Origin of the sequence: Algicola sagamiensis DSM 14643, assembly GCF_000374485.1 — a bacterium.
Classification (GTDB): Bacteria; Pseudomonadota; Gammaproteobacteria; order Enterobacterales; family Alteromonadaceae; genus Algicola; species Algicola sagamiensis.
In genome coordinates this window covers 60,895-85,977 of sequence record NZ_KB894500.1, presented here as the reverse complement: position 1 = coordinate 85,977, position 25,083 = coordinate 60,895, and the positions used below count along the sequence as shown (strand labels likewise).

Genomic DNA, 25,083 nt, shown 5'->3' with positions numbered 1-25,083 from the left:
GCCCATGACAATCAAACAATTACAAACAGCAACAACAGCCAAACTCAAACCTTATCAGTCTGCGCGTTCGACAGATTTAACCGGTTCCGTCTGGCTCAATGCGAATGAAAACCCTTATCTAAACCCTGCAATCAAAGGCTTGGAAATTCATGCAAATCGTTATCCACAACCCCAGCCTGAAGTGCTAATCCAGGCATATGCAGATTATGCCACTGTTGCGCCAAACAATGTCCTTGTTACGCGCGGCGCTGATGAAGGGATTGAGTTGTTGATTCGCTCCTTTTGTGAGCCAAGCCAAGATAGTATTCTGATCACCTCCCCCACTTATGGGATGTATGCTGTGAGTGCAAACAGCCAAAACGTCGGAGTGATCGATGTACCACTTGATCAGGACTTTCAACCCATCAAAGATGATATCTCCGCACAAATTGCAGCAACGAAGATCGTCTTTTTGTGCTGCCCAAATAATCCAACAGGATCGCGGATTCCACTTGAAACGATTGAGTCCATTCTTCAATTGGCTCAAGGAAAGTGCCTGGTTGTTGTCGATGAAGCTTATATTGAATTTTCTGCTCAACCTTCAGCGGTCAATTTATTGGAAAAGTATCCAAACTTAGTGATCTTACGCACGCTTTCTAAAGCATTTGGTCTTGCAGGGATCCGTTGTGGCTTTGTTCTTGCAAACACCGACATCATTCAAATCATGAAAAAACAAATTGCACCTTATCCGTTATGTTGCTTTGCCATTGATACCGCCATTCAAGCCCTTCAAACACCATACCTGGCGTGGATGAAAGAGAGTGTCAAACAGATCAACCAACAAAAGCAATCACTACAAAGCTGGCTGAAAGAAACTTTGAGTTGGACACCGCTTTGTACAAGCGATACGAATTTCATCGCCTATCAATTTGATACCGAGGTTGCTGACTCTCTGTTCTTCTTTTTGGCCGAACAAGACATGCTTGTTCGTAAATTTGATACTGTTCAACCGAGTCAATCAGAGATCAGGATCACCATGGGTACCCCTCAAGAAATGAGCCAGTTAAAAAAGTACCTGTCCTTATTTTTCGCAAAAAATGATAACAGAACAGTGAGCAATGCAGGAGTAACCGTATGAGCAATCGTCAACCTATTTTATTTATCGATCGCGATGGTACATTGGTTGAAGAACCACCTGTCGACTTCCAGCTTGATCGCCTAGATAAGCTCTTCTTCGAACCTAATGTGATCCCTGCTTTGTTGCAATTACAGCAAGCGGGTTTTCGCTTAGTCATGGTGAGTAATCAAGATGGCTTGGGGACAGACAGTTTTCCAACGATAGATTTCGAGATCTGCCATGAACGCATGATGCAGCTTTTCCAATCCCAAGGCGTCATATTTGACGATGTGCTGATCTGCCCTCACTTTGACGCCGACGATTGTGCTTGCCGCAAACCTAACTTAGGACTGGTGAAAGATTACCTACAACAGGGCAAAGTCGATTTTGAAAAATCCTTTGTCATTGGTGATCGAGATACCGATATTCAACTTGCAAATAATATGGGGATCCGTGGCCTCAAATATGACCGTGAGACGCTTAACTGGAATACAATTTGCGAGCAATTACTTTGCAGCGAACGGCAAGCAACCATCCAGCGCAAAACGCGTGAGACTGACATTACAATTTCGGTTGATCTCGATCAACAACGCTCACCAGTGATCCAAACAGAGCTTGGCTTTTTTGGCCACATGTTGGAACAAATTTCAACCCACGGAGGCTTCTTTATGGATTGCCAAATCGTAGGTGATACAGAAATCGATGATCACCATACCATTGAAGATACCGCGATTGTTTTAGGACAGGCACTCAAGCAAGCATTGGGCAATAAACGTGGTATTGGTCGTTTTGGTTTTGTTCTTCCAATGGATGAATGCGAGGCGCAATGCAGTCTTGATTTATCTGGTCGTCCTTACCTCGTCTTCAATGCAGACTTTAGCCAAGATACGGTGGGACAAATGAATACCCAGATGGTCCAGCACTTCTTCCGCTCACTGTGCGATGCCCTTGGTATGACGTTGCACTTGCAAGTCACAGGTGAGAATACGCATCACCAAGTCGAAGCTTTATTTAAAGTCTTTGGAAGAAGTTTACGTCAGGCAATTCGAATCAATGATGATGCCCTGCCCTCCTCCAAGGGGGTATTATGACCGTTATCTTAAATACAGGCTGCGGTAATTTGAACTCCGTTCGCTTTGCTTTGGAGCGTCTGGGTCAAACGGTCGAAATGACCGCAGATAAGGCGACAATACTCAGTGCAGAGCGCGTGATTTTTCCGGGTGTAGGCAGTGCTGAATACGCAATGGAACAGCTTCGTCAATCGGGCTTAGATACCCTTCTACCAGAGCTTTCTCAGCCTGTACTCGGCATTTGTCTAGGCATGCAATTGTTGACTGATTCATCCACAGAAACAACTGAGACTGTCACGAAAACATTATCGCTGATCCCAGGTCAAACAGAGGCGCTTTCAAACGAAGGGGTACGTCTGCCGCACATGGGATGGAATCAGCTGCAAACAATCAGCGACCACCCATTATTCCACGGTATCACGCAAGAAGACTTCTTCTACTTTGTACATGGCTATGGCGTGAAGCCAAGTGAATATACGATTGCAACTTGTGAGTACGGCCAAGCATTCTCAGCTGCAATTGCAAAGCAAAATATGATGGGTGTCCAGTTTCACCCAGAACGATCTGGTTTATCTGGCGAAAAAATTCTACGCAACTTTTTGGAGATCTCCGCATGATTTTACCAGCTTTGGACTTATTAGACGGTGATGTCGTCCGCCTTTATCAAGGAGACTATCGCCAGAAGAAAATTTATACCACGAATGCGCTACAAAGAATGAATCAATATGTAGCTGAAGGCGCGCAGTGGGTGCACCTTGTCGATTTGAATGGCGCAAAAGATCCGACACAAAAGCAACAAGATATCGTGCGTGAATTGGTTGAAAACTGCAATGGGCAAGTCCAGCTTGGTGGTGGTGTACGCACCGAAGACGATGTTGCTTTTTGGCTGGCGCTTGGCGTTGGGCGAGTCATCATCGGCAGTACTGCCATTCGATCACCTGGAGTCGTCGCAAAATGGATAGAGAAATATGGCTCAGAACGTATCGTTTTAGCTTTGGATACCTATGCAGACGACGATGAGGTTTTCGTTTTACCCACCGATGGCTGGTGTGAGCGTTCAAACCAAACGCTTGCTGATAGCCTCGATTTTTATACGCGCGTTGGTGCAACACATATCTTATGCACGGATATCAATCGGGATGGAACCATGACAGGTGCGAATAACAATCTGTATCGGTGGATGTGCCAAACCTACTCTGGATTAAAAGTTCAAGCCAGTGGCGGCATCGCGACACTCGAAGATATAACCGAGGTGCAAAAAACAGGCGTCGATGCCGTTATTCTTGGAAAATCATTACTTGAATCACAATTTACTGTCAAGGAGGCAATCACATGCTGGCAAAACGCATCATCCCCTGCCTCGATGTAAAAGATGGCCAAGTTGTCAAAGGTGTCCGCTTTCGCGATCACAAAATTGTTGGCGATATCCTTGAACTTGCCGAGCGCTATGTAGAAGAAGGCGCAGATGAATTGGTATTTTACGATATTACGGCATCCAGTGACCGCCGTGTCGTCGATAAATCTTGGGTTGAACAAGTCGCAAAAGTTTTGAATATTCCGTTTTGTGTCGCTGGTGGGATCAAAACCGTGGATGATGCAGCCACACTCCTTGCGATGGGTGCAGATAAAATCAGTATCAACTCACCTGCTTTAGCAGACCCTGGCTTTATTCGTACTCTGGTTAATACCTTTGGACAACAATGTATCGTGGTTGGTATTGATAGTTATTTCGATATTGAGACACAACAATATCAAGTCTACCAGTACACAGGCGATCCAAGTAAAACCCAAAAAACCAGATGGCTGACGCAAGATTGGGTTCAAGAAGTACAAACGCTTGGCGCAGGTGAAATTGTCCTCAACTGTATGAATCAGGATGGGGTGAGAAAGGGTTACGATCTTGCACAATTATCAGCAATTCGTACATCCTGTAAGATCCCGCTGATTGCTTCAGGAGGTGCAGGCGCGATGCAAGACTTTGCGGATGTTTTCCGAAATACGGATGTTGATGGTGCTTTGGCTGCCTCTGTATTTCACTCTGGGCAAATTGCCATTCCACAACTCAAATCATTTTTAAGTCAACAGTCGATACAGGTGAGGCCATGACATTCACAACAGATATTCTTTCCGAGATAGATTTTGAGAAAGGGGATGGTCTCATCCCCGTTATTGCACAGGATGCAGATACAGCCCAAGTCCTCATGTGCGGCTTTGCAAACTTCGCTGCAATCCAAACGACTTGCGAAACAGGCTACTTAACATTTTACAGCCGCACAAAACAACGCTTATGGACCAAAGGTGAGTCATCCGGCAATCGGCTAGAAATCGTCGATTTAAGCCTAGACTGTGATAACGATAGTGTTTTAGCACGTGTCCGTCCCGCAGGACCAACTTGTCACCTTGGCAGCTATACCTGTTGGCAAGAAGACAAAAGCACATCTTATCAGGTGCTCACTGAACTCGAATCGACCATTCGATCCAGACGCAATACCGACTCCAAGATCAGTTATACGGCTGCTCTATTCGAGTCAGGTATCGCAAAAGTAGCGCAAAAAGTTGGAGAAGAAGGCGTCGAAGTCGCTTTGGCTGCTGTCTGTGAGTCCGATGAAAACCTGTTGAATGAATCTGCCGATCTGCTGTTTCACCTCATGGTCGTGTTGCAAAGCCGTGATCTCTCGCTCGACCAAGTCTTGCAAATCCTGAAAAATCGCGCAAATCAGTCATAATTGAGAAAAGGTGAATCGGAAAATCAGGAAAAGGTATTATGACGACACCAGCACATGGGCCAGTCCCGGATAAAATGACATCGCTTACTACCTACTTGTTTTTTAATGGCGATTGTCAGACAGCCATTGAATATTACCAAACGATATTTGGCGCTGAGCCTATCGGCCACCCTGTGTTTTGCCCAGATGGAAAAACCGTGATCCATATGATGCTCAAGGTTGGGAATGCTTGTCTGATGCTCGCTGATACACAACCAGGGAGCTGGGAAAAAGGACCAGAGGAATTTGCAACTGCGGGGTTGTGGATGTACGTTCCTGATTGTGATTCACTCTTTGAAAAGGCGGTTGATGGCGGCTGCGAAGTTCTTCTGTCTTTGACAGATGCATTCTGGGGCGATCGATTCGGTAAAGTCAAAGATCCTTTTGGTCACTGCTGGTCGATTGCGACACATAAGTTCGATATTTCTCATGACGAACTTGAGCAAGCGAGGGAGAAGTGGATCCAGTCGATGAAGTCTGAGAATGAGTAAATGATGCAGCGCTTATTCGTGCTTGGCGCCTTATTTAGCTCCTTTGCCTTTAGCTACGAGATCCGTTTAACAAATGGCGAGTGGGCACCTTTTTTAGGTGAAGACCTGAAACAATATGGTGCAACGTCTCATCTCGTCACACAGGCTTTTTTAAGGCTTGGGCATAAAACTAAGTTTGAGTTTCTTCCTTGGCCACGAGCACTGGAAGCAGCCAAACGCCCACAAATTCATGGTACTTTAGCTTGGACCATCACCAAAGAAAGAGCAGAAAGCTTTTACGCCAGTACCCCTGTGATCATCACCCAAGTTGTTTTTTTCCATCTCAAAGATAAAGTATTCGATTGGAAAGATTACCCAGATCTCAAGCAACAACGCATTGGGATCATGAATGGCTACGATAACGGGAAAGCCTTTGCGCTTGCAAGAAAAAAATATCAACTGGAAACGGATACAACAACCACTGAGCTTCAAAATCTCACAAAACTACTCAGGAAGCGCATTGATATTGCTTTGGTTGGCAAAACTGTTGGCCTGGAACTCATCCGTAAAAACTTTACGGAAATGGAGCAACAACAATTCACCTATCACCCAAAACCAACCATGGAAAAAGAGTTGAGGATTCTCTTTAATAAAAACATCGCTGGAAATGCGCTTTTAGTGACACAGTTTAATCAGGCATTTTTAGCATTAAAAGCCGAAGGGATCGTCGATGATGTTTACAACAAAATGAATCAAGGAGAATACAACCCACCTCAATAAACGACTTTCTCGACGAGCCAAAAAATCATGGTAAACACCTAGTGATGCTTACCATGATTAAATCGCTGATGATTAAAAATCCAGGAACTACAAAATGACTGATTATTTACAGATTTTCGCCCCATCAAAGTAACCACCAACCTGGCAAGTTGTGCCGGACTCACAATGATCATCTGTTTCACAATAGCATTCACCGCGCACATTACATTCTGGCGTCAGATAATTACTCAATGGCTCTTCACCACTTGCACGGCGCCAAAAAGCATTGGTAAAGATATTATGCGGATCCATTTCTTGTTTAAATGCCACAAAGTCATTCCATTTGGGGAATCGTGATGGCATATTTTCAAAGATTGCGACTGAGTTTTTGCCCCAATGTGGACGCGCATTGTATTTACGTAGGGACATCTGTTCGATTTCTAAATTGACAAAGTAGTTTTTCGGAACAGCATTTCCTTCTTTTCGTAACGTATACTCAATGCCAGCAAAAGCAGAATCACGACCTGCTGTCATCCCTAAATAGCTGTCAGATGCTTTACCAAAGCGGAAATAAATGCCATTAAGCGGGAAGCATGTCCGTGGATGCGCATCGAGAATTTTTCGAACATCAGTGATCCAGTTTGGCAGCTCTTCAAGTGGCATCGCGACTTCTTGCAGTGCAATGGGTAATTTATCCCACACACATTTTTCTGGATCTTTACACTCGAAATATTGCATCTGATCAGAGTGTCCAACGGGGTCATTCACCACGCGACCAGAATCTAGATCGCGATAGTAGGAAGAGTCCCTCGCCCCATAGCGAATTCTTGCAGCTAAACATTGTAATCCTGTTCCTGGGAATTCGTGCAGCGCATCAAATAACAAGCCAAAGAAGTACTCTTGAATATCGGATACATCTGCCTGTGCATTATAGGCATTCCCTGGCGTATCGAGCGGCACCGGAGAATAGGTGGTCACCGTGTACTTCCCAAGACCTGGGAACCATGCAACGTTGGCAGAATAGTTATTGCGGGCAATATCCAGAATTTTATCTTCTAAGTCGCTGTCATTTCGATGCCCTGTCACGTTTGCACGAACCTTAAAGGCATCTTCTAACTGAATGGTCACTTCAACAACAACGCCCAGTACACCCAGGTTAACACGGGCCGCATTCAGTTCCTCACCTGTAATGACCCGCAGATTGCCAAGGCCATCCACAATTTTCATTTGGGTCACGTAGTCTGCGATCATATTGCTTTTTTTATGTAGCGTAGAACCATGGGTTCCACTTCCGAGCATCCCACCAATCGTGAAGATCTCCAGCTCAGTGACCATATTCACGGCCAGCCCTTCTTCTCGTAGAATATCGTTCAAATCATTAAAGCGCATGCCAGCTTGAACGGTGACTGTCTTCGCTTCTTTATCCAAATGGAGGAGTTGGTTCATGTTTTTTAAAGTGATCTGAACCTCACCATTGTCTGTACACGCTGCATCAATTTGACTCGCATAACGACGATTCCCTGTCATGATGGTGCTCCCATCATTCAAAGCTTTCTGAACAATTTGTTGTACTTCTTCAACGGACTCAGGATCATAAATAATCGCAGGATGACACTCGTAAGTATTCTGATAGTTTTTGAGCGTCTCCTGTACACCATCCAATGAATACAGGCTGAATGAACCAGCCATAATCAAGGTTCCAGCAGCAAGAGAACAGAGTGTTGTTTTTAACTTCATTCTTTTTTTCTCCGATCAAGATCGTGATGATATGGGAGCCTGCCACTGCAAACTTCGATCAGGCTCAGTATTTTGGCTTAACCAAACCGAGGGAGGATGTGATTTTCAAGAATTTGTTTCACATCTCGTGAATGGGATGGCATTTTGTCACGGAAGTACTGAGCGACATCAGACCGATACGCATAACCTGGGCGTGGACCGATAGATGGCGTCCATAGGGCATGATTCGTCGTAGCAAAGTTTAAGTTGGGATTTGAGAGAATACACAGTGGTCCTTTCGCAAGATCTTTTGCATCAAAGATCCAATATTCTTTGCCGTTCGAATCTGCGTGGCTTGGGATTTTACGAACCACAGCCGCAAAGATATAACCATCGTCCTGATCCGTAGACTCACGACGTGACATAAATTGCGGCGTACGCATCACACAATCTTCGGGGAACACATATTCATCCGAGACCTGCATTTGACGACAATCCATATGGATCAGTGCCGAGGGGATCGCCTCTTGGGGTAAAGTATCATTGGTAAATAGACGATTAGGATAATTTTCGTAAGCTTTTGCCACACGACGAACCAAATGTTCCGGTCGATAACCAATCGCAGCCCAATAAATATGATCAAAGCTCTCAGGAAATTGAAAGTGCCCGCGGTAAGCCGGGTCATTCATGTCCCACATTAAAGATTCATCTCGGATCACATGAAAATCGTCTTTGATTTCCCGTGCCCCTTCCGCTGTCACTTGAATACGCGCTCGTACCAACCCTCCGACATCAACAGGCGCAACAGGATAGCCCGATAAAGGCTCAGGGACACGACCACCAAAAAAGAGTTTCTCGAAGTTGAACTGGGGTTCTGACTTATCCATCGCACCAAGGTATTGCCCGAATAAAGTGACTTCACCCGCATGATCATCGTAGTTACACATGATGTCTGAGGTATCAAAATCCAAAACAATTCGATCTGCAACGACATCGTCATGTCCTTCGACCAAGTCTGATTTTCGGATGATCCAAACGGCTGTTTTATGCTCTTGAGGCGTCACTGTATGTGTACCGATGACACGTGTATTTTCCACTCGAGCCGCGGTTTCGAATATTAAGATGTGATTTCGCGTTACCCCCAAGGAATGCGAGGTGGCAACGATAAATGCATTACTGCCATCACGGTGTTTGATATTCCAAGCTTTAAGCGGTCCATCTAAGTCCCATTGGATCACACGAATAAACCCACTGGATGTCCCTGTCGTCCCTGCGTTACCACCATAATTGATGGTAAAGCACTCTCCTTTTTCCAAATCAAAGAATGGATGTCCTGTCGTCCGTACCTGAGGAAACAGCCATTTATCTGGGGTAAAGAAATCTGCAATCGGCGGCAAGCTGGTTTCCCATTCATTGATATGTCCGATTGGTGTCACCAGCTCAAGGGTTGTTGCATCAAATTCGAAGGGGATCCCGCCTTCATAGCTCAGTGCAAAACGATTATCACCCATATAATTTGGTGCGGTATTACAGTAATTCATAAAGCCAAGATTTGGACTGTAGTAAACGGTTCCCCCAAGTAAGTAAAAAGAATCAAACCAGCCATCCACGTGATCCTGCATGATCGCAGATGGGGTTTCGATCATCTTTCGTGTAAAGGTGATCTGATCCGAACCAAAATCTACTCGAGTCAGCGCACCTTTACCATTTGGTGTGAGATGGTTTTCTTCAAGCGGGATCCCTTCTGCAACGAATACATGTCCGTATAGGTCAGGAGGAATTTGTCCGGCAATGACTTGTAATTCTCCACTAGAAGCTTCTTTACTCCCTTGCATAATCGACATTGGGAATGAAGAAGCATAGGCTGGCGAGTAATATTCTTCAGAAAGGGCAATACTGGGCATCATGGATACAACACCCGCGGTTTTCATAAAGTCTCTGCGATTCATTGTTTGTCTCTAATGATTTTTATTGTCAGACGCAATGTACCAACAGCAACCTAAGTTTTTGGTTTATTAATTCTACAAAAGAAATACTTTATGACCAAAACCTCGGTCTGATACGCAACACCAGCTTCTCGATTAATCAGACTATTGTCAATAACAACTTGTTGATTTTTATCAAAATAATTTATAAATACGAAAATGGAATGAAAATAAAGTCAGAATAAAGTGAGAGGTTAAAACCTCTCACTGAATGATTGAATAAATGCTGATATGCATGATTTATTGATGAATCGAAAAGGGCTACACACTACCTGTTTTCTCAACAAGCTCCATAAAGAGTGGACTTTCGCGGATGTCATCAAAAGCAGGCTCCAAATTGATATCTTTAATAAAGTTGGGTGAATGTTCGATCGCCCGTTTGATATCTTCGACAGCACTTTCAACATTCCCTAATACAGCATGGGCACAACCACGTTGCCAATAGGCGTATCCATACTTGTCATCAATAGCGATTGCTTTATCACACAAGTTGAGTGCCCACTCTGCTTCATCCAGTTCTAAAACGGCATCCGCTTTATACGACAGTGCTTCAACATCATCTGGTTTGATTGCGAGGATTTCATCATAAATATCGATTTTGGATTGCTGACTGGTTTCCAGACCACTTCGCATCCAGAGTGAATGAAGCTGGTTCGTTTTCGCGATTTGCTCTTGGTTCGCAATAATCTCTTCCGAGCGTTCCTTCAGGCGGGTTTCTACCACTGCTAGGCGCGCTTCATAATCTTCCGTGATCCCCATAATTTTCTTTTGAACCACATTTTCAATCTGTGCTTTGACATCCCGCATCGAGTTCCAACCGACGATGACAAGAATAGAGGCTGCCGCTGTAATGATATAGAAAATAATATTCATTGTATCGGTTGTATATTCTAAAGCACGATCCGATGCTTTGAGCTCTGACTTTGCAATCCGCTGGCTAACTTCCGCTCGTAGGTTCTGTTGATCAACACGGACATTTTTTAATTCGTCTAGAATATAGCGCTCCACCAGTGGACGATACATCGGTTTATCCAGCTTGGACAACTCAGCTTCAGCAACACCTGCCATTTGTTCTGTTGCTTCTGCTTCTTTTTTCTCAGTTTGAGACGCTGACAATACAGGTAAAGAAAATAAAAGGCAAAACGCCAGGATCAGTCGATACATCAAGGAATTCACTCATTATAATTCGCAGGGGCTTATGGGGGTAGTTTAGCGTAGCTGGATCAACAAGAGAAGAAACACGCCTCTAAAATAACAAAAAAGCACTGGTTTTGAGGCCAGTGCTTTTAAACAATAAAATTGTATCACTTTAGAAACTATAAGAAAGACCTGCGTAGAACTTACGACCGATATTGTCATAAATCGCGTTGTCTACTCCTGCACCATTCAATCCCCAAGGTGCGTCCTTATCTAATAAGTTATCAATGCCCACATATGTTTCAAACTCATCTGTAAATTGATAACGCACTTGAACATCATGATAGGCCACAGAGCCAACTTTATGCGGTGAAATAGCATCAGGGTTTGCAGAAAGCGCCTCTCTGTCATTCGTATATTGTCCACCTACATACTGGATATTCCAGTTTACTGTCAGGTCTTCAACCATGTACGACGTTTTTAAAGACCCTTGCCATCTTGGGTCACCGAGTTCTGAGATTTTCTGATCTTTTTCTGACAAATCTTCCTGGAACGGGTAATCCGCTCGCTCCATCAAGTATGTTCCCAAGAAGCGCGTATTCACCTCGCCAGAAAATGCTTCAAATTGGTAAGCGAATTCGAAATCTATCCCTTCCGCTTCTTTCTTTGCAAGGTTTTGTACTCTTGAAACTGCACTTGTGATCATACCCGATGACGCATCACGTGTGATCTGACTACAGTATTTATTTTGAATACCGCTTGGGGAATCAACACAGTATTGTGCTAGTTTTTCAACCGTGACCGATGAAATCACATCATCGATTTCAAAGTACCAGTAATCAACGGTTGTTGAAAACCCGTCTAGGAAACTCGGTGTATAAACAAATCCAATTGTTGTACTCGTTGATGTTTCCGCACCAACATTTGGATTTCCGCCTGATTTGTATGGGATGTTTCCAGATCTTGAATCCTGATAATCCGCTGGAACACCCAGCGCCTGACAGTTCGCTTTTCTAAGATCCAAATTCGTCCCATTCGCAATATAACGCTTATCACACGGATCTTTCACCCATGCAAAGTTACCGCCTAAAGGAGAGTATAATTCATCAATATTTGGTGCACGAACCGCCTTTGCAAGAGTGTAGCGCGCTCTTAAATCTTCATAGATTGCCCAATCGATACCTGCTTTCCAAGTGGTTGCGCTACCAATCGTGCTATAGTCCGAGTAACGAGCAGCAAGATCAAGTGTCATTAAATCAACACCCGGTAAATCAGCAAGGACAGGAATGGAAAACTCTGTAAAAGCTTCAGTCACATCAAATTGACCGCTCAACGGTGCAATCGCAGTTAAGAATGTTTCGCCTGTTGCGACACGATCATCATAACCACTGGAAGCGGTTTCTTTACGATACTCAGCACCAACCGCAAAGCCAACATCACCCGCAGGTAATTCAAACAATGCACCATTTGCAACGGAGGCAGAGTAAACGGTCTGCGTTGTTTTACCCTCAAATAGCGAAGTCGTCATAAACCAGTCTCTTGAATCCTGGCTTAAACGTCCGTTACCCATGACATTCGCAGCAACACAGTTTTTCACATTTGGATTTGATGCTTGTTTTGGATCCAGTGATTGACGACATACAGCACGACCTGTATTAGGATCGATCACAGCATCGACTGCATTCGCGTAACGCGCTTTGATCAGATTGTTGTAGTTCTTTCTTGCGGATGTTGTTTGACCCCAAACGGCTGAAACATCATAGTCCCAATCTTCAAACAGAGCACCTTTAAGACCAGAGACAAAACGCGTTGTTTGCGCAACATTTTCTTCGCTACGAAGGCCCATATCCGTATGTGAACGCTTGACGGTAATCGTATCGATACCATTTTGAGCCATCAGCTCGACGAGGTCAGCATTCATAAATGCATTGTCAATCGAAATTTCTTGCGCACTTGTGAAACTAGAAGTGCCTCTTCTAAAGCCATCCGTCTTGGAATATTTACCTTGGAAGTAGAGTAAAACATTCTCATGCAATTCGTAGTTTAATTTAGAGTTGAATGTAATACGTTTATACTTTGGCTGATACTCACTTTCTTGTGATCCATCTTCTCTGTCACAATTACCGACACAATAATAGTCATCAGAAAGGGTACCTAAATTTTGTTTTCTAAATGTACCGTCTTCAAGGAAGATGTATGGCGTATCTCCAATGACAAAACGACCATTCGGAGAATAGAGGTGTAGACCAGCATTTCCAACACGGATACGGTCAGGGTTGCCATCATGCATACCCGCCTCAGGCTCGTTATTCTCTGGGTTATCCAGTGTTGCATATTGTGAAATACCGCGATCCGCTTGTGTAATCGAGTTTTGGCCTGCAACTTCAAGTGAGATTGCCGCATTTCCTTTACCGTTATCAAACTCACCACCAGCAGAGAAAGCATACTTATAATCAGAGAAACCACTATCGTCAGCTTTACTTTTTTGCGCTGTGAAGTGAACACCTTCGATCGTCTCTTTCAATATAAAGTTCACAACACCAGTGACAGCATCCGCCCCATAGACAGCAGAAGCACCACCAGTGATCACTTCAACACTTTTTATCCATTCGGTTGGGATCGTATTTATATCAACCCTTGCAGAGCCAGCAGATGAAGCAACATGACGTTTACCATCGACAAGAACAAGCGTTCTATCTGCTCCAAGGCGGCGTAGGTCGAGGAAACTGCCGCCCACAGTTCCGATGTAACTTGTTGAACTAGACATCGAATACGTATTGCCAAGCGCAGGCAAAGAGTTCAGTAATTCGCCAAGATTTGTGGCACCGGAAGCCTTAATGGTATCTTCACCTAAAACGGTGATCGGTGCAGGTGCAACCACACCTTCACGAAGAATTCGTGTCCCAGTGACCTGAATACGCTCAACGTCAGCATCTGCTTCTGATTCTTGTGCAAATGCAGTATTTGGTAGTGTGCTGACGGCAGCAACAGATAGCGCGAGCAATTTTACGCTATTGGAAATAGGGTTTAGTTTAAACATCCATAACTCCGTTTAAAACTTCAAAATATGTTTTATGAGTGGGTACGTCTGAAATATCGATTGAGGAAGGGTGAAATGAATCATTTCAAACACTGCAAATTACTACAGGTATCCTACCTAATTTCATGTTTTATTTTGAATTTTCAGAAAAATTTCGTACTCGGAGAAGTTACATCATTTTCTTCCGACAAATCAAGTAGTACTCGATGTAATGCATGATTTTCTGTTGTAAGAACAATAATGTGTGGAATAAACGGCTCATAGAGTATTTTTACTGAACAACATGGGCTATTGAAGTGTGTATGACACTAAGGTGTTTATTGGAAGAAAGCTCCTGGCTTTATAATCAGCCAGAAGCTCTTAGGATATTTCAAGGACTTGTCGTATTAGTCTGGGTTAATCTCTATCACTTTAATCCTAACATCATTCGGCGTGCTTCCATTATATAAGTACACATGATAATTTTTTTCTTTCCCAAGAGAGAATGGACCTGCAGCTTTTGCCATAAGGGCTTGACGAACGTTATTGACAGGCTTGTATAAATGAATGAAATACTCCCCAGGCTTGAAATTAGTTGATTGAATCGCGGACCTAACAGTTGATGAATCCGCAGTCAGATCCTTTGTTTCAAAAAGAGGAAGAATATCTGTATTTACGAAATAAACATCCACAGAAGCAAGGTCCTCTCCTTCTACCGTACCTGACAGACGATTAATCACTGTCACTTTACTTGTTTCGTAAATTCCCTGCTTTACATCAGGGATCACTCTGGTGTCTGGGTTAACACTGGATAAGATGACATAGTGAACGTTATTTGTGACCCCGACCAATTCCTGAATACCTACTGATATTGCGGGTGTACCTGTAGCTGAAACAAAATTAACTGGCGAAAGCTTAAACTTCATCTCATCTATATCATTTGCTGGAAATGACTCTTCAAAGGTAATTGCTGCAGAAGATGTGTTGCTAGCACCGGTATCTGTGTTTGTATAAGCTATATCGAATGAACTCCCATTGATCAAATTAATAGTCCTTGAATGAGTGTCTCTTTGCTTATTTTGAGGTGGCAAAACACCAACCGTCTCAGAAGACGAGCTATCCGTTGTCGTTGTTGCTTGAGTCAACATAAATGGGTTACCAGCAATTTTCGTCCCCGGGAAGGTAGAAAGAAAAACTTGACCGTTGATCTGTTTATCGGCAAGCGCGAATGTTGCAATAGGAACGAGGCTATTTGGTTCTGTAATAGTAACTAAAATATCCCTTGTATTTTCATCAATAAACTCCTCGGAAACTGCGTCTTTTGCCAAAGATACTTTAAAAGTTCCGTCATTAGAATCACTTTTCGGCTGGAGGGTTTCTCCGACCTGGTGAACATGGAAGTCTTTTGCGCCTTCTTCATCATCTGCTCTTTGTATTCGATACAAAAAGCTGCCTGTTGCAACGGTTTTTATCTCTGTAGAGCTTTCGTGAAAACGTATACTATTATCATCATCATCCTTAATCGTTCCTGTGATCACGACCGTTTTCAATGTACCCGCCGCGACGTCAAATTTTTCTCCTGAATGGACCAGCTTTGTTTTTTCATCATCCCCTTCTTTCACTGGTAAAAAGGCAGTAATATCCAAACTAACATTGAAAGTCCCAGAAAAATTCTCCAGAGAGTAAGATACAAACCCCCCCCGATTTATTTCTAGCTCCGCACCACTATCAAGGTTGATCTTCAACCGGAGCTTTTCTGCATTGAGGATATTGTTCACAAAGAGGATCCTGCCCGTATCTGCATTTGCGGTTGTATCCCCACCATCTGTACTTGTAGTCGATCCTGATGATGTTCCACTACCCGCAAGGCTCGTATCCTTTTCCTCGAATGTACTCCCCCCCCCACAAGCAAACAAGAAAAAGAGCGTTGTAAGTATTGAATAAATTCTGAACGATTGCATCGCGTCACCCATTCTTATTTCGTTCCTCTTGGATGTTACTTTTCTAAGCTTAGTCGCGAAATAAATTCATGACGCTTTTTTCTTAATCAAAAGTAAAAATAAGCAGGAAAGAATCAATGAAATGAAAAAAGTCTGGCTAAAAATCAAACGAATCAAGGTGTAGGCAATTCGTCGAATACAGTTTGATCGATCACAACCTGGTTCCTTCCGGATGCTTTTGCTTGGTATAACGCAGCATCTGCACGCTTTAAACATTCGCGAAAACGATGCTCATCTGGTTTTAATTGTGAAACACCAATACTCACAGTGATGCGAATATCATCCGGCTTCCTTTCCTCAACTTGCTTCCTGATAACTTCCGCTTTTAACGCAGCATCTTTAATATCACAATGCTCAAGCACCATGACAAACTCTTCGCCACCAAATCGTGCTGCGATATCTTCATGCCGACAAGCTTTTTTTAATACATCAGCAAGCTCAATCAACACTTGATCGCCTATCAGGTGACCATAGGTATCATTGAGTTTTTTAAAGTGGTCAACATCAATAATCAACACAGAGAGCGGTTGATGATGACGATTGACCGATGAGATCCTCTGCTCCGACACAGCAAGTAAATAATATCGGTTGTATAAATCGGTGAGCTGGTCATGCATTGCGAGATGTTCCAACTTATCTCGCTGATACTTTAACGTCAAGTGAGTATTTACTCTCGCTTTTACAACCGCCGGACTGATGGGCTTTGTGATGTAATCTACCCCACCGAGCAGAAAACCATGCGCCTCATCTTCTTCTGAATCTTTGCATGTAATGAATATTACCGGAATGTTCTCGGTAAATTTATCCGCCTTGAGCTGTTCGCAGGTTTCGTGGCCATTCATATTCGGCATTTCTATATCGAGAAGCACGATATCTGGCTGTGGATCATCATGGACCAGTTCTAAACACTTTTCACCCGATGTTGCGATTCGAATATGGTAGTCTTCTTTCAAACACCCAGCAATAATCTGAATATTCGAAGAGGAATCATCAACGATTAACACAACAGGGGGTTCATTCATGCTCTAACACCTTCTCACCTTTTTCCTCAAATAGCACAAGACAATCATGAATATGCGTCTGTGCTTTGTCAAAATCAAAAGATGAAATAGACTGCTCCAGATTGTCTAAATGATGCCGCATTTGTTGATCCGTCACTTGTGCCAACATCAACTCAATATCATTCGGATCGATATATTCGCTGAGCGCGATTTGATTCGAAATCGAAGTGAGTTTTTCCTTAAACGCCTCTTGAGAAATTGCCTCTTGAGTCACACTTTCACTTTTTGGATTGTCTTTTCGTCTTTGCTGGTATTGTTGAAGGGCTTCTGAAAATGCACGGTAAGTTTGTCTCAATAATTGACGTGAAGCACGAAGCTGCTCAGCATTTTTGTCCATTGCTGCGGATTCAATTTTTGCCCCTATCTGCTCAAGCTGAAGGCCACTTAAGTTGCCCGCAGAGCCTTTGATCGTGTGTGCAAGATGATATGCCTGCTCAAAATCATCTGCATCAATTGCCCGAATGAGTTGCTCAACAAAATGTGGCGTTTCTTTAAAAAAGACCAGCACCAATGTATCCAACAATTCTTTTTTTCCGCAGACACGCTTGAGAATCGCATCTTCATCCCAAACCAAATGCTTTTCCTGCGTTGGTTGGTGACTTTGTTCAATCTGCGGAAGTTCTATTTGATTCAACCACTGCTTGAGCTTCTGATATAACACATCCTTATCGATTGGTTTGGCGATATAATCATTCATCCCTGCTTCCAGACACTTCTCTTGATCGCCTTGCATCACATTTGCGGTCATCGCAATAATCGTCACATTTTGGTGGGCATTTCCCCCCTCACCCACCCGGATCTGACGAGTGGCTTCATATCCATCCATTTCAGGCATCTGGCAATCCATCAACACAAGGTGATAAGGTTCCTCGGCTGCCGCATCATGCAGGCTAGCTAATGCTTCGATACCATTGGCAGCAATATCTGCATTTAAACCGAATTCTTCCAAAATCCCACTGGCAACAAGCTGGTTCACTTGATTATCTTCAACAAGTAACACTCTCGTCTGAGCGGAAAATTGACTCTTTTTATCGAGTAATTCATGATTATCCGCCCCAGTCTTACCCTGGCTTTGCTCTTGGGTTTGTTCCTCGCCTGTTGTTACTGCCTTAATGACACGATGTAAGTCATGAAGAGTCACTGGTTTTGGAAAATATGCGCTAAATCCGAAAGATGCGTAGTATTGCAAATCTTCCTGATGATGCATCAATGTCATAATGACAAGTTTCATCGATGATAACTGAGGGATCAGCTTCAACCTTTTCGCCAGTTCAATGCCGTTCATGCCAGGCATTTTCAAATCTAATAACGCGACATCATACATTGGTTGTTGTGCGTGAATACGTTCATCGCACAACACAAGTGCTTCAGCTGCATCCTCACAGCTTTCAACACAAACGCCCCACTGTGAAAGCTGTGCCGTGATCATATTGCGATTTGTCCGATTATCATCGACGATTAAAACATGGAGAGCATATTCAGAAAAATCGATTCGTTTATCGCCTGCCTTTTCACTCTTTTCCAAAAGAATATTAAACTCAAAACAGCTTCCAATGCCGATTTCACTTTGCACATCAATATCACCTGACATTAACTCGCAGAGCTGTTTTACAATAGCTAATCCAAGCCCAGTTCCACCATATTTACGCGTAGTGGATGCATCAACCTGACTAAATGGCGTGAAAAGATCGGCGCGTTTATCTTCCGGGATGCCAATTCCTGAATCTTGAACTTGCGCTTCAAGTTGCCAAAATTGCTCTGACATTGTGTGAAGTGTCACTCGAACAACGATTTCGCCAGAAGCGGTAAATTTAATCGCATTACTCACCAAGTTTGTAAAAATCTGACGCAGCCGACCCGGATCACCTTGCACCATTGCATATTCGACACCCGTCACATCCAAAATCAGTTCTATTTTTTTATCTTGTGCAAGATGGCCAAAACCTTCAATAAAATCACTCAGCATTTGATGTAAATTAAATTCAAGAACTTCTAATTCCATCTTTCCAGAATCAACTTTAGAAAAGTCCAAAATATCATTGATTAATCCCAACAATGACTTTGCACTACTCTGAGCAACAGATAAACGGTGTCGCTGATCGGATGACAACTGAGTATTTAACACAAGTCCCAGCATACCTAAAACGCCATTCATTGGGGTTCTAATTTCGTGACTCATACAAGCTAAGAATTCAGATTTAGAACGAACTGCGTCTTCAGCTCTTTCCTTAGCAAGGACAAGCTCCTCTGCAACTCGCTTTGTCTGTGTAATGTCTCGAACCAAGCCCATGTATAACAATCCCTTTTGCGTCATAACCTCAGAAATGGATATCGATAATTGGAAGAGGCGACCATCCTTTCTTAAGCCGCATAACTCAGTACCCTCAATTAATAATTCCAACTGAGTGGCATCACTATCGAGTTCTGATACCTCTGAAAATAACGTCTGTAATGAAGAACCCTTAATTTCTATTTCAGAATACCCGAACATTTTTTCCGCAGCTGGATTAAATGACTGAATAATACCAGCCTCATCCACCGTAATAATGCCATCAACCGCAGCGTCTAATATTGCTTGAAAACGCTCTGAAGATTCCTGTGCAACCATGGCTAATTCATGTTGTGTCTGAATTGATTCATTCATGCGTAAAATCAAATTATGAAATGAGCGCGCTAAGACACCAATTTCATTTTGAGAGTGCGTTGGGAATTGACTTGTCGTCTCACCATCGTGATGCTGCCGAACAGCATCGCTCATCGTCGTTAATGGAGAAATGACGCGACGTGAAATCAAAATAGTGAGTGCAAGCGCAAGTAATGAAGTCGCAATTCCAAGCAAGATACTTCGGTTTCTTACACTTGCAATCTCTTGATGTAACGTTGTATTGTTATGCTCGAGTAATAAATAGAGTGAGCTGAAATCACCATAATCTTCCATATTAATGTAGTGCAGATAACTTGTTGATTCCTCTCCTTCTAGATTCTTCAAATTCATAAAGGGATGTGATGCATTTTGCTCAAGAAAAGTCTTCGTCAACTTTGGGTAAATATCTTCTAACCTTAAGTCCGTGATCTCATCCGATGGTGTGCCTTCCATGAGTATATTCCCATGCGCATAAAACAAGTTGCCGTGCTTGTCTGCCAACATATACTTCAGACTTGCTAAATCAGTCTGATTGAGGGTATTTATAAATTCACTAAAACGGATCTCCGCAATAATTGCCCCAAAAACCTCTCTCGTTTCAGGGTGAAATACAGGTGTGGCAACCCGGGTATGCAACTCTGATCTTAAGCCTCTGATCGCGTTTTCAAAAATGGGGGAGAAGTTCACTTCTCCTTCATTCATACTGAACGTGTCTTCAATAAAAATATCATCATGATTAGATACGTAACGAGAAGGGGGCGTTTTAAATATACCTGTTGTTCGGCTAACAACTTGAACAATTTCTTGCTGGAGATCTCCCAGCCCGACATATGTGAGATTTGAATAATAGGGCTTACTACTGAGCATTTCTGTGAACACCCGTTCAAGCCCTTCTCGCCAAGCCGTTTCTTTTTCCGTGTCATTCGCATCAATTGCTCGAATGAGTCCAAACACAGCAGGCATTCGACTGATAAAAACAACATCATTTCTTGCTTGTAAAAAAAATTGCTCTAGATGCGGCTCAGAGAGATTGCTTTCAATAATAAGCTGCTCAATCTCTTTTTGATATAAGTGATGCTTTGCTTCAAAGTAATCTAAAAAGCTGATTGTGAGAGAGATCAACAAGGTCAGAACAAAAACCATCACTGGAATTAAGATCCCTAATGACCATTTCGGTTTTCCAACCTCTAAAGCTGCCTCATTTTTTCGCGTAGAAAAGGCACTCTCCTGCTCAATCCACATTCGTGGTTCTCGTAAGCCTTCTCCTTTTATTGTGCGCTCTTGATGAACAATATCATAAAGTATTGCAGCCAAAGCTATCATATAAGACATCACTTTGAGGGCATGTGCAATATGAAAATGACTATCAAATAATCGCTCTGAACCAAATGCAATATGACATTGAAGCATAATGCTGGGCGCAACAATCAGGAATAATAAACATCGAGAAATACATATCCGCTGTGTATACCAGATCCAAAGTAAGACCCCATTCACCACAAAAATAGCCAATGGCAGGATGTCAAAAGGGCGCTGAATAAATGCATCTTGGTAGATCGTTTGAGGCAATGTCTTTTGCGAGAGAGTCCAAACGATCAAAGCACCAAGAATCGTCATAAACACAGCCCCAACAGCAGCAAAAAAGTAGAAATCTTTATTGACTGAGTTTGGCAATGGAATGAAAGTAAATTTGGGATACCAAATCGCAAGGACACAGCCAGCCATCAAAATAAAGGCAAAAAAGATACGCGATAGGACCCAGGTGAACATCATCAGTTCGGACTGTGGCGACAATAACTCGATCATTCCCATTGAAGCAATTGAGTGGAAGCCATCCATCACGCCAGCACTAAACAAAGATATACCAATCAAGGGAATTGCAGGATCATGTTTTACTTGATAGTGAAGCAAAGAGGTGATCAGAATAAAGAAAGCAATGGAGACTGAAGACCACTCAGTTAACGTGTGAATCATCATCCCTTGTGGGTCTTCTGTACTCAGCTCCAGGCCTAGTAGATTCAAAATCGACGGGAATAAACTTAATCCAACCACCCAAACAATCAGTGTGATGTTTGGAAATTCATAAAAAATATCTTTTAAATTCTCTTTTTTCATCCAAGTTTTTTGAATATCTTTTTGCCTCTAGTTCCTAAAACCTAGCTCAAGGACGGCAAAAAATCTTTTCTGAATTCATAAAAGAGTACTGCATGAATGGGGACAATAATCGTTCAATTGAACTATTCAAGTACAGCCAGAGAAAGGCCTGAGTTTTTCAGGCCTGAGGTTTTATAGCGGTGTTTATCGAAGAACTCGATGCGTTTCTCTTAGAAAAGCTGTGCATGCAAGTCAGAAACAATTTTGCTTGCAACCTTGTTTTCTACTAAGAAGCAAAGATTGTGCTGGCTTGCACCATGACAAATCATGCGGATGTTGTATTGATCAAGGGAGTGGAACACTTTGGAGCTTACACCCTGGGTTGAGTGGAGTTGGTTTCCAATAATCGCAACGAGTGCTAAATCACGCTCGATGGTCACTTCACAGCATTCTCGTAGCTCTTTGAGACATTGCTCTGGCAAACGTGTCTCTTCTGGTCCAGCCGTATGATCCAATGTCAATGCCACGCTGATTTCTGATGTTGTGATCAAGTCAACACTGATTTGATACTTACTTAAAATTCCAAATACTTGCGCCAAGAAGCCCGTTGCATGAAGCATTTCTGGGCTTTTTAATGTTACCAATGTTTGGTTCGCACGCAATGCAATAGCACGATAGGCTGGCTTATCGTCCGTACTCAAGCGGATCCAACTGCCGCCCTGCTCCGGTGCCCTACTTGAGCCAACAAAGACATTAATATTTTGGCGGATCGCCGGGATCAATGTTGCAGGGTGAAGGACTTTTGCACCAAATGTTGCCATCTCCGCAGCTTCATCAAAGCTGAGCTCTGGCAGTGGATATGCCGAAGATGTGAGACGTGGATCGGTTGTATAAATACCAATCACATCGGTCCAGATTTCAAGTGAAGCAGCTTGAGAGGCTTCTGCAAAAATTGCTGCACTATAATCTGAGCCGCCTCGTCCTAAAGTTGTTGTTCGTTTTTCACCCGTTGAGCCGATAAAACCTTGCGTCACTACGACGTTATCTTTTAAAAGCGGAAGCACATGTTGTTCGACGTTCTCACGCGTTTGCTGTGCATCAGGCAACGCTTCACCAAAACGGGCATCGGTTTTTAAAATGTCTCTTGCATCAAACAGGACCGCACGAGTACCTTGCTGTTGCAGAAGTTGGGTAAAGAACATTGTTGAAAAACGCTCACCAAATGAGAGTAAATAGTCCTTCTGCTCTTGGCTCACAGACTCGGATAAATCACCAACAAACCCTTCAAATTCCTCTATTAGATTTTGATAATTGGATGAAATAACCTCTGGTTGCCCAAGCGCTTGCCAGATACCTGATTGAATATTCAGAATGGTTGTTACATGTTCCTGGCGAGCAGCCTGCTCATTTGATTGACCGATAGCAACAAGTGCATTGGTCACCCCTGCAGAAGCACTGAGCACGACAATACGACGATTTGGATCAGCCGTGACAATATCCGCACAACGCTGCATGGCTTCTCGGTCCGCAACACTGGTTCCACCAAATTTGGCAACGATATGATTTAACACGGAGTGACCTCCATCAGCTGGAGATGAATAGATATAGTTTGAATTCTATTTGAAGGATCCATGGTCTCTTCCTTTTTTCACATCAAAAAGAAGAGCGTAGGCTAAAAAGAATAGAAAAAGATACGGCTTTCATTCATTTTCAGCCAGAAGCTCTCCACTGTTAACCAGTGACAGCTGTAGGGATTCAACCCGGACAGCCGAACAAACCACACCTTTTTATGATTTATTCTCGGCGTCATACCCCTTCACAAACCTGCATCGAAAAAAAGGTTCCTTCAGTTTGTTATCTGGCTGACGCGCCTCTTCTGGACTTAAAAAGTCTTAAGTAAAGCGATTCTAACGCTTAATGTCGCGTTCGTACACCCACCTTTTTAAATATTTAAACAAAATGTCCCATCATATAGCTACCGCCATAACCAACGGTGTATGCAATAAGAAGATACACGCTCATTCTGAGGTAAGAAATAAACGTCAATTCCTTCACTTTACTCATTGCAATAATCCCCGCAGCAGAGCCGATAATTAACATGGAACCACCGACGCCTGTTGCATAAGTCAGCGTGAGCCATTCGTGTGTTGACATCGTCACATCGGCTTTGAGCAACGCCGCTGTCAGTGGCACATTATCCACCGCAGCAGAGAGCAAGCCCATCACATAGTTTGCAGTGACTGGCGACAAATGCGCATAAAGATTCGTGATCTGCTTAAGGACACCAATTTCTTTCATGATCCCCACAAGAAGCAAGACGCCTAAGAAAAATAGCAAGGTATCGAATTCTATCTCACGGACGTAGTTTAATATGCTCTTCCCAGGGCGATTGCGCATCAGGAACTGTGCTGTTAAGAACATGATGCTCAGACCAAATAAGAAAGTCAGCAACGGTGGAATTTGATATGCGACATTTAAAACCAACGTCCCTACAATAGTGGTCAGGAAGATCGCAGCAATCACAAAGTCCATCTTTTCAATCGGTTTTTTCTGGCGCTCAAATGTAATCGTGCCATTCATCCCAACAGAAAGCATGCATGCAAGAAGTAGTACACTCACCGCCGCTGGCGCAACCAACAACAACAGATTACCAATTGAGACTTTGTCTGCGAGGAAAATCATCAATGTTGTCACATCACCCGTGATGAGGGATACACCACCGCTATTGACCGCAAAGACAATCAAGGTTGCATATTTTAACCGCTTTTTTGGATCTAACTTGAGTGACATCACGACCGCAAGTGAAACAAGCGTTGCGGTGATATTGTCCGAAAGTGAAGAAAAGCAGAATGCAAACATCCCAATCAGGAACATCAGCTTTTTTTCTGACATTTTTTCGGGTAATACCCGATGAACAAGATTTTGAATAAACCCTTTACTATTGAGGTACGCGACAAACGTCATTGCCGCCATTAAGAAAAGCCAAAGTACCGCAATCTCAAGTAAATTTTCTTCCAGATGATGTTGTACAGTTTCTGGAGTTGCACCATTAATGGGGAATATAAATGCGATAATCCAACATAATGTACCAAAAAACAGCGTAGATTTTGCCTTGTTAACGTGGATAATATCCTCTATAACAATAAGCACGAACGCGAGAACAACTAGCGAGAGTATTAAGCCCGAAACCATTTTTCACCACGACCCTTGTTACGAAAGTTTATTTTTTTGGATAGAATAAGCGGTCGCGTAGTCTAACATCGAAAA

17 protein-coding genes and 1 riboswitch are annotated in these 25,083 nt (G+C 43.1%); of the genes, 8 read left to right on the top strand and 9 right to left on the bottom strand.

Annotation, left to right across the window (positions count from 1 at the left end):
* Positions 1-4: 4 nt before the first annotated feature.
* Genes hisC through C505_RS0114350 form a run of 8 tightly spaced genes read left to right on the top strand, consistent with a single transcriptional unit; the run spans position 5 to position 6,181 of the window.
* Entirely contained in the window at positions 5-1,117 is a 1,113-nt protein-coding gene (gene hisC, locus C505_RS22465) for a histidinol-phosphate transaminase (protein ID WP_018693329.1), read from the top strand.
* The gene (gene hisB / locus C505_RS0114380; RefSeq protein WP_018693328.1) at positions 1,114-2,187 is read left to right on the top strand and encodes a bifunctional histidinol-phosphatase/imidazoleglycerol-phosphate dehydratase HisB; all 1,074 of its coding nucleotides are present in this window, start codon (positions 1,114-1,116) and stop codon (positions 2,185-2,187) included. Before hisC ends, hisB begins: the two co-directional genes overlap by 4 nt.
* Positions 2,184-2,783 (top strand): imidazole glycerol phosphate synthase subunit HisH, encoded by a 600-nt coding sequence (hisH, locus tag C505_RS0114375; RefSeq protein WP_018693327.1) that lies wholly within the window; start codon positions 2,184-2,186, stop codon positions 2,781-2,783. The genes hisB and hisH overlap by 4 nt, the downstream gene beginning before the upstream one ends.
* Complete coding sequence (gene hisA / locus C505_RS0114370; RefSeq protein WP_018693326.1) at positions 2,780-3,535, top strand: 1-(5-phosphoribosyl)-5-[(5-phosphoribosylamino)methylideneamino]imidazole-4-carboxamide isomerase; 756 nt, start codon at positions 2,780-2,782, stop codon at positions 3,533-3,535. Before hisH ends, hisA begins: the two co-directional genes overlap by 4 nt.
* Entirely contained in the window at positions 3,499-4,272 is a 774-nt protein-coding gene (hisF, locus tag C505_RS0114365) for an imidazole glycerol phosphate synthase subunit HisF (protein WP_018693325.1), read from the top strand. Before hisA ends, hisF begins: the two co-directional genes overlap by 37 nt.
* On the top strand, positions 4,269-4,892 hold the full coding sequence (hisIE, locus tag C505_RS0114360) for a bifunctional phosphoribosyl-AMP cyclohydrolase/phosphoribosyl-ATP diphosphatase HisIE (protein ID WP_018693324.1): 624 nt from the start codon (positions 4,269-4,271) through the stop codon (positions 4,890-4,892). The genes hisF and hisIE overlap by 4 nt, the downstream gene beginning before the upstream one ends.
* Before the next feature lie 38 nt (positions 4,893-4,930).
* Positions 4,931-5,422 (top strand): VOC family protein, encoded by a 492-nt coding sequence (locus tag C505_RS0114355; protein ID WP_018693323.1) that lies wholly within the window; start codon positions 4,931-4,933, stop codon positions 5,420-5,422.
* 3 nt (positions 5,423-5,425) lie between these two features.
* A complete protein-coding gene (locus C505_RS0114350; RefSeq protein WP_211215081.1) occupies positions 5,426-6,181 on the top strand; it encodes a substrate-binding periplasmic protein in 756 nt (251 codons plus the stop codon).
* A gap of 102 nt (positions 6,182-6,283) precedes the next feature.
* Here C505_RS0114350 and C505_RS0114345 read toward each other — a convergent pair whose 3' ends face one another.
* From C505_RS0114345 to nhaD, 9 genes are all read right to left on the bottom strand, one after another.
* Positions 6,284-7,897 (bottom strand): D-arabinono-1,4-lactone oxidase, encoded by a 1,614-nt coding sequence (locus C505_RS0114345; RefSeq protein ID WP_018693321.1) that lies wholly within the window; start codon positions 7,895-7,897, stop codon positions 6,284-6,286.
* A gap of 77 nt (positions 7,898-7,974) precedes the next feature.
* Entirely contained in the window at positions 7,975-9,825 is a 1,851-nt protein-coding gene (locus tag C505_RS0114340) for a carotenoid oxygenase family protein (protein ID WP_018693320.1), read from the bottom strand.
* Positions 9,826-10,122: 297 nt separating this feature from the next.
* The gene (locus tag C505_RS0114335) at positions 10,123-11,025 is read right to left on the bottom strand and encodes a tetratricopeptide repeat protein (RefSeq protein ID WP_018693319.1); all 903 of its coding nucleotides are present in this window, start codon (positions 11,023-11,025) and stop codon (positions 10,123-10,125) included.
* Between the two features lie 145 nt (positions 11,026-11,170).
* Positions 11,171-14,038: a TonB-dependent receptor domain-containing protein gene (locus C505_RS0114330; RefSeq protein WP_018693318.1), complete on the bottom strand. Its 2,868-nt coding sequence runs from the start codon at positions 14,036-14,038 to the stop codon at positions 11,171-11,173.
* A gap of 386 nt (positions 14,039-14,424) precedes the next feature.
* Positions 14,425-15,795 (bottom strand): hypothetical protein, encoded by a 1,371-nt coding sequence (locus C505_RS0114325; protein WP_157369055.1) that lies wholly within the window; start codon positions 15,793-15,795, stop codon positions 14,425-14,427.
* Positions 15,796-16,130: 335 nt separating this feature from the next.
* On the bottom strand, positions 16,131-17,039 hold the full coding sequence (locus C505_RS0114320) for a GGDEF domain-containing response regulator (RefSeq protein WP_018693316.1): 909 nt from the start codon (positions 17,037-17,039) through the stop codon (positions 16,131-16,133).
* Positions 17,032-21,837, bottom strand: a complete 4,806-nt coding sequence (locus C505_RS23760) for a response regulator (RefSeq protein ID WP_018693315.1) — start codon at positions 21,835-21,837, stop codon at positions 17,032-17,034. Before C505_RS23760 ends, C505_RS0114320 begins: the two co-directional genes overlap by 8 nt.
* Before the next feature lie 209 nt (positions 21,838-22,046).
* On the bottom strand, positions 22,047-23,387 hold the full coding sequence (gene lysC, locus C505_RS0114310) for a lysine-sensitive aspartokinase 3 (RefSeq protein ID WP_018693314.1): 1,341 nt from the start codon (positions 23,385-23,387) through the stop codon (positions 22,047-22,049).
* Between the two features lie 139 nt (positions 23,388-23,526).
* Positions 23,527-23,700: riboswitch (Lysine riboswitch) on the bottom strand.
* 66 nt (positions 23,701-23,766) lie between these two features.
* Positions 23,767-25,008 carry a sodium:proton antiporter NhaD gene (gene nhaD, locus C505_RS0114305; RefSeq protein WP_018693313.1) on the bottom strand — a complete coding sequence of 414 codons (1,242 nt, stop codon included), beginning with the start codon at positions 25,006-25,008 and terminating at the stop codon, positions 23,767-23,769.
* Between the last annotated feature and the right edge of the window lie 75 nt (positions 25,009-25,083).

What these genes read in the sequence shown, in the direction of transcription:
- hisC (WP_018693329.1), top strand. Translation starts at nt 5, where the DNA reads ATGACAATCAAACAATTACAAACAGCAACAACAGCCAAACTCAAACCT.
- C505_RS0114355 (WP_018693323.1), top strand. Translation starts at nt 4,931, where the DNA reads ATGACGACACCAGCACATGGGCCAGTCCCGGATAAAATGACATCGCTT.
- C505_RS0114320 (WP_018693316.1), bottom strand. Translation starts at nt 17,039, where the DNA reads ATGAATGAACCCCCTGTTGTGTTAATCGTTGATGATTCCTCTTCGAAT.
- C505_RS0114330 (WP_018693318.1), bottom strand. Translation starts at nt 14,038, where the DNA reads ATGTTTAAACTAAACCCTATTTCCAATAGCGTAAAATTGCTCGCGCTA.
- hisIE (WP_018693324.1), top strand. Translation starts at nt 4,269, where the DNA reads ATGACATTCACAACAGATATTCTTTCCGAGATAGATTTTGAGAAAGGG.
- hisF (WP_018693325.1), top strand. Translation starts at nt 3,499, where the DNA reads ATGCTGGCAAAACGCATCATCCCCTGCCTCGATGTAAAAGATGGCCAA.
- C505_RS0114340 (WP_018693320.1), bottom strand. Translation starts at nt 9,825, where the DNA reads ATGAATCGCAGAGACTTTATGAAAACCGCGGGTGTTGTATCCATGATG.
- hisB (WP_018693328.1), top strand. Translation starts at nt 1,114, where the DNA reads ATGAGCAATCGTCAACCTATTTTATTTATCGATCGCGATGGTACATTG.
- C505_RS0114335 (WP_018693319.1), bottom strand. Translation starts at nt 11,025, where the DNA reads ATGTATCGACTGATCCTGGCGTTTTGCCTTTTATTTTCTTTACCTGTA.
- C505_RS0114350 (WP_211215081.1), top strand. Translation starts at nt 5,426, where the DNA reads ATGCAGCGCTTATTCGTGCTTGGCGCCTTATTTAGCTCCTTTGCCTTT.
- C505_RS23760 (WP_018693315.1), bottom strand. Translation starts at nt 21,837, where the DNA reads ATGAAAAAAGAGAATTTAAAAGATATTTTTTATGAATTTCCAAACATC.
- nhaD (WP_018693313.1), bottom strand. Translation starts at nt 25,008, where the DNA reads ATGGTTTCGGGCTTAATACTCTCGCTAGTTGTTCTCGCGTTCGTGCTT.
- hisA (WP_018693326.1), top strand. Translation starts at nt 2,780, where the DNA reads ATGATTTTACCAGCTTTGGACTTATTAGACGGTGATGTCGTCCGCCTT.
- hisH (WP_018693327.1), top strand. Translation starts at nt 2,184, where the DNA reads ATGACCGTTATCTTAAATACAGGCTGCGGTAATTTGAACTCCGTTCGC.
- C505_RS0114345 (WP_018693321.1), bottom strand. Translation starts at nt 7,897, where the DNA reads ATGAAGTTAAAAACAACACTCTGTTCTCTTGCTGCTGGAACCTTGATT.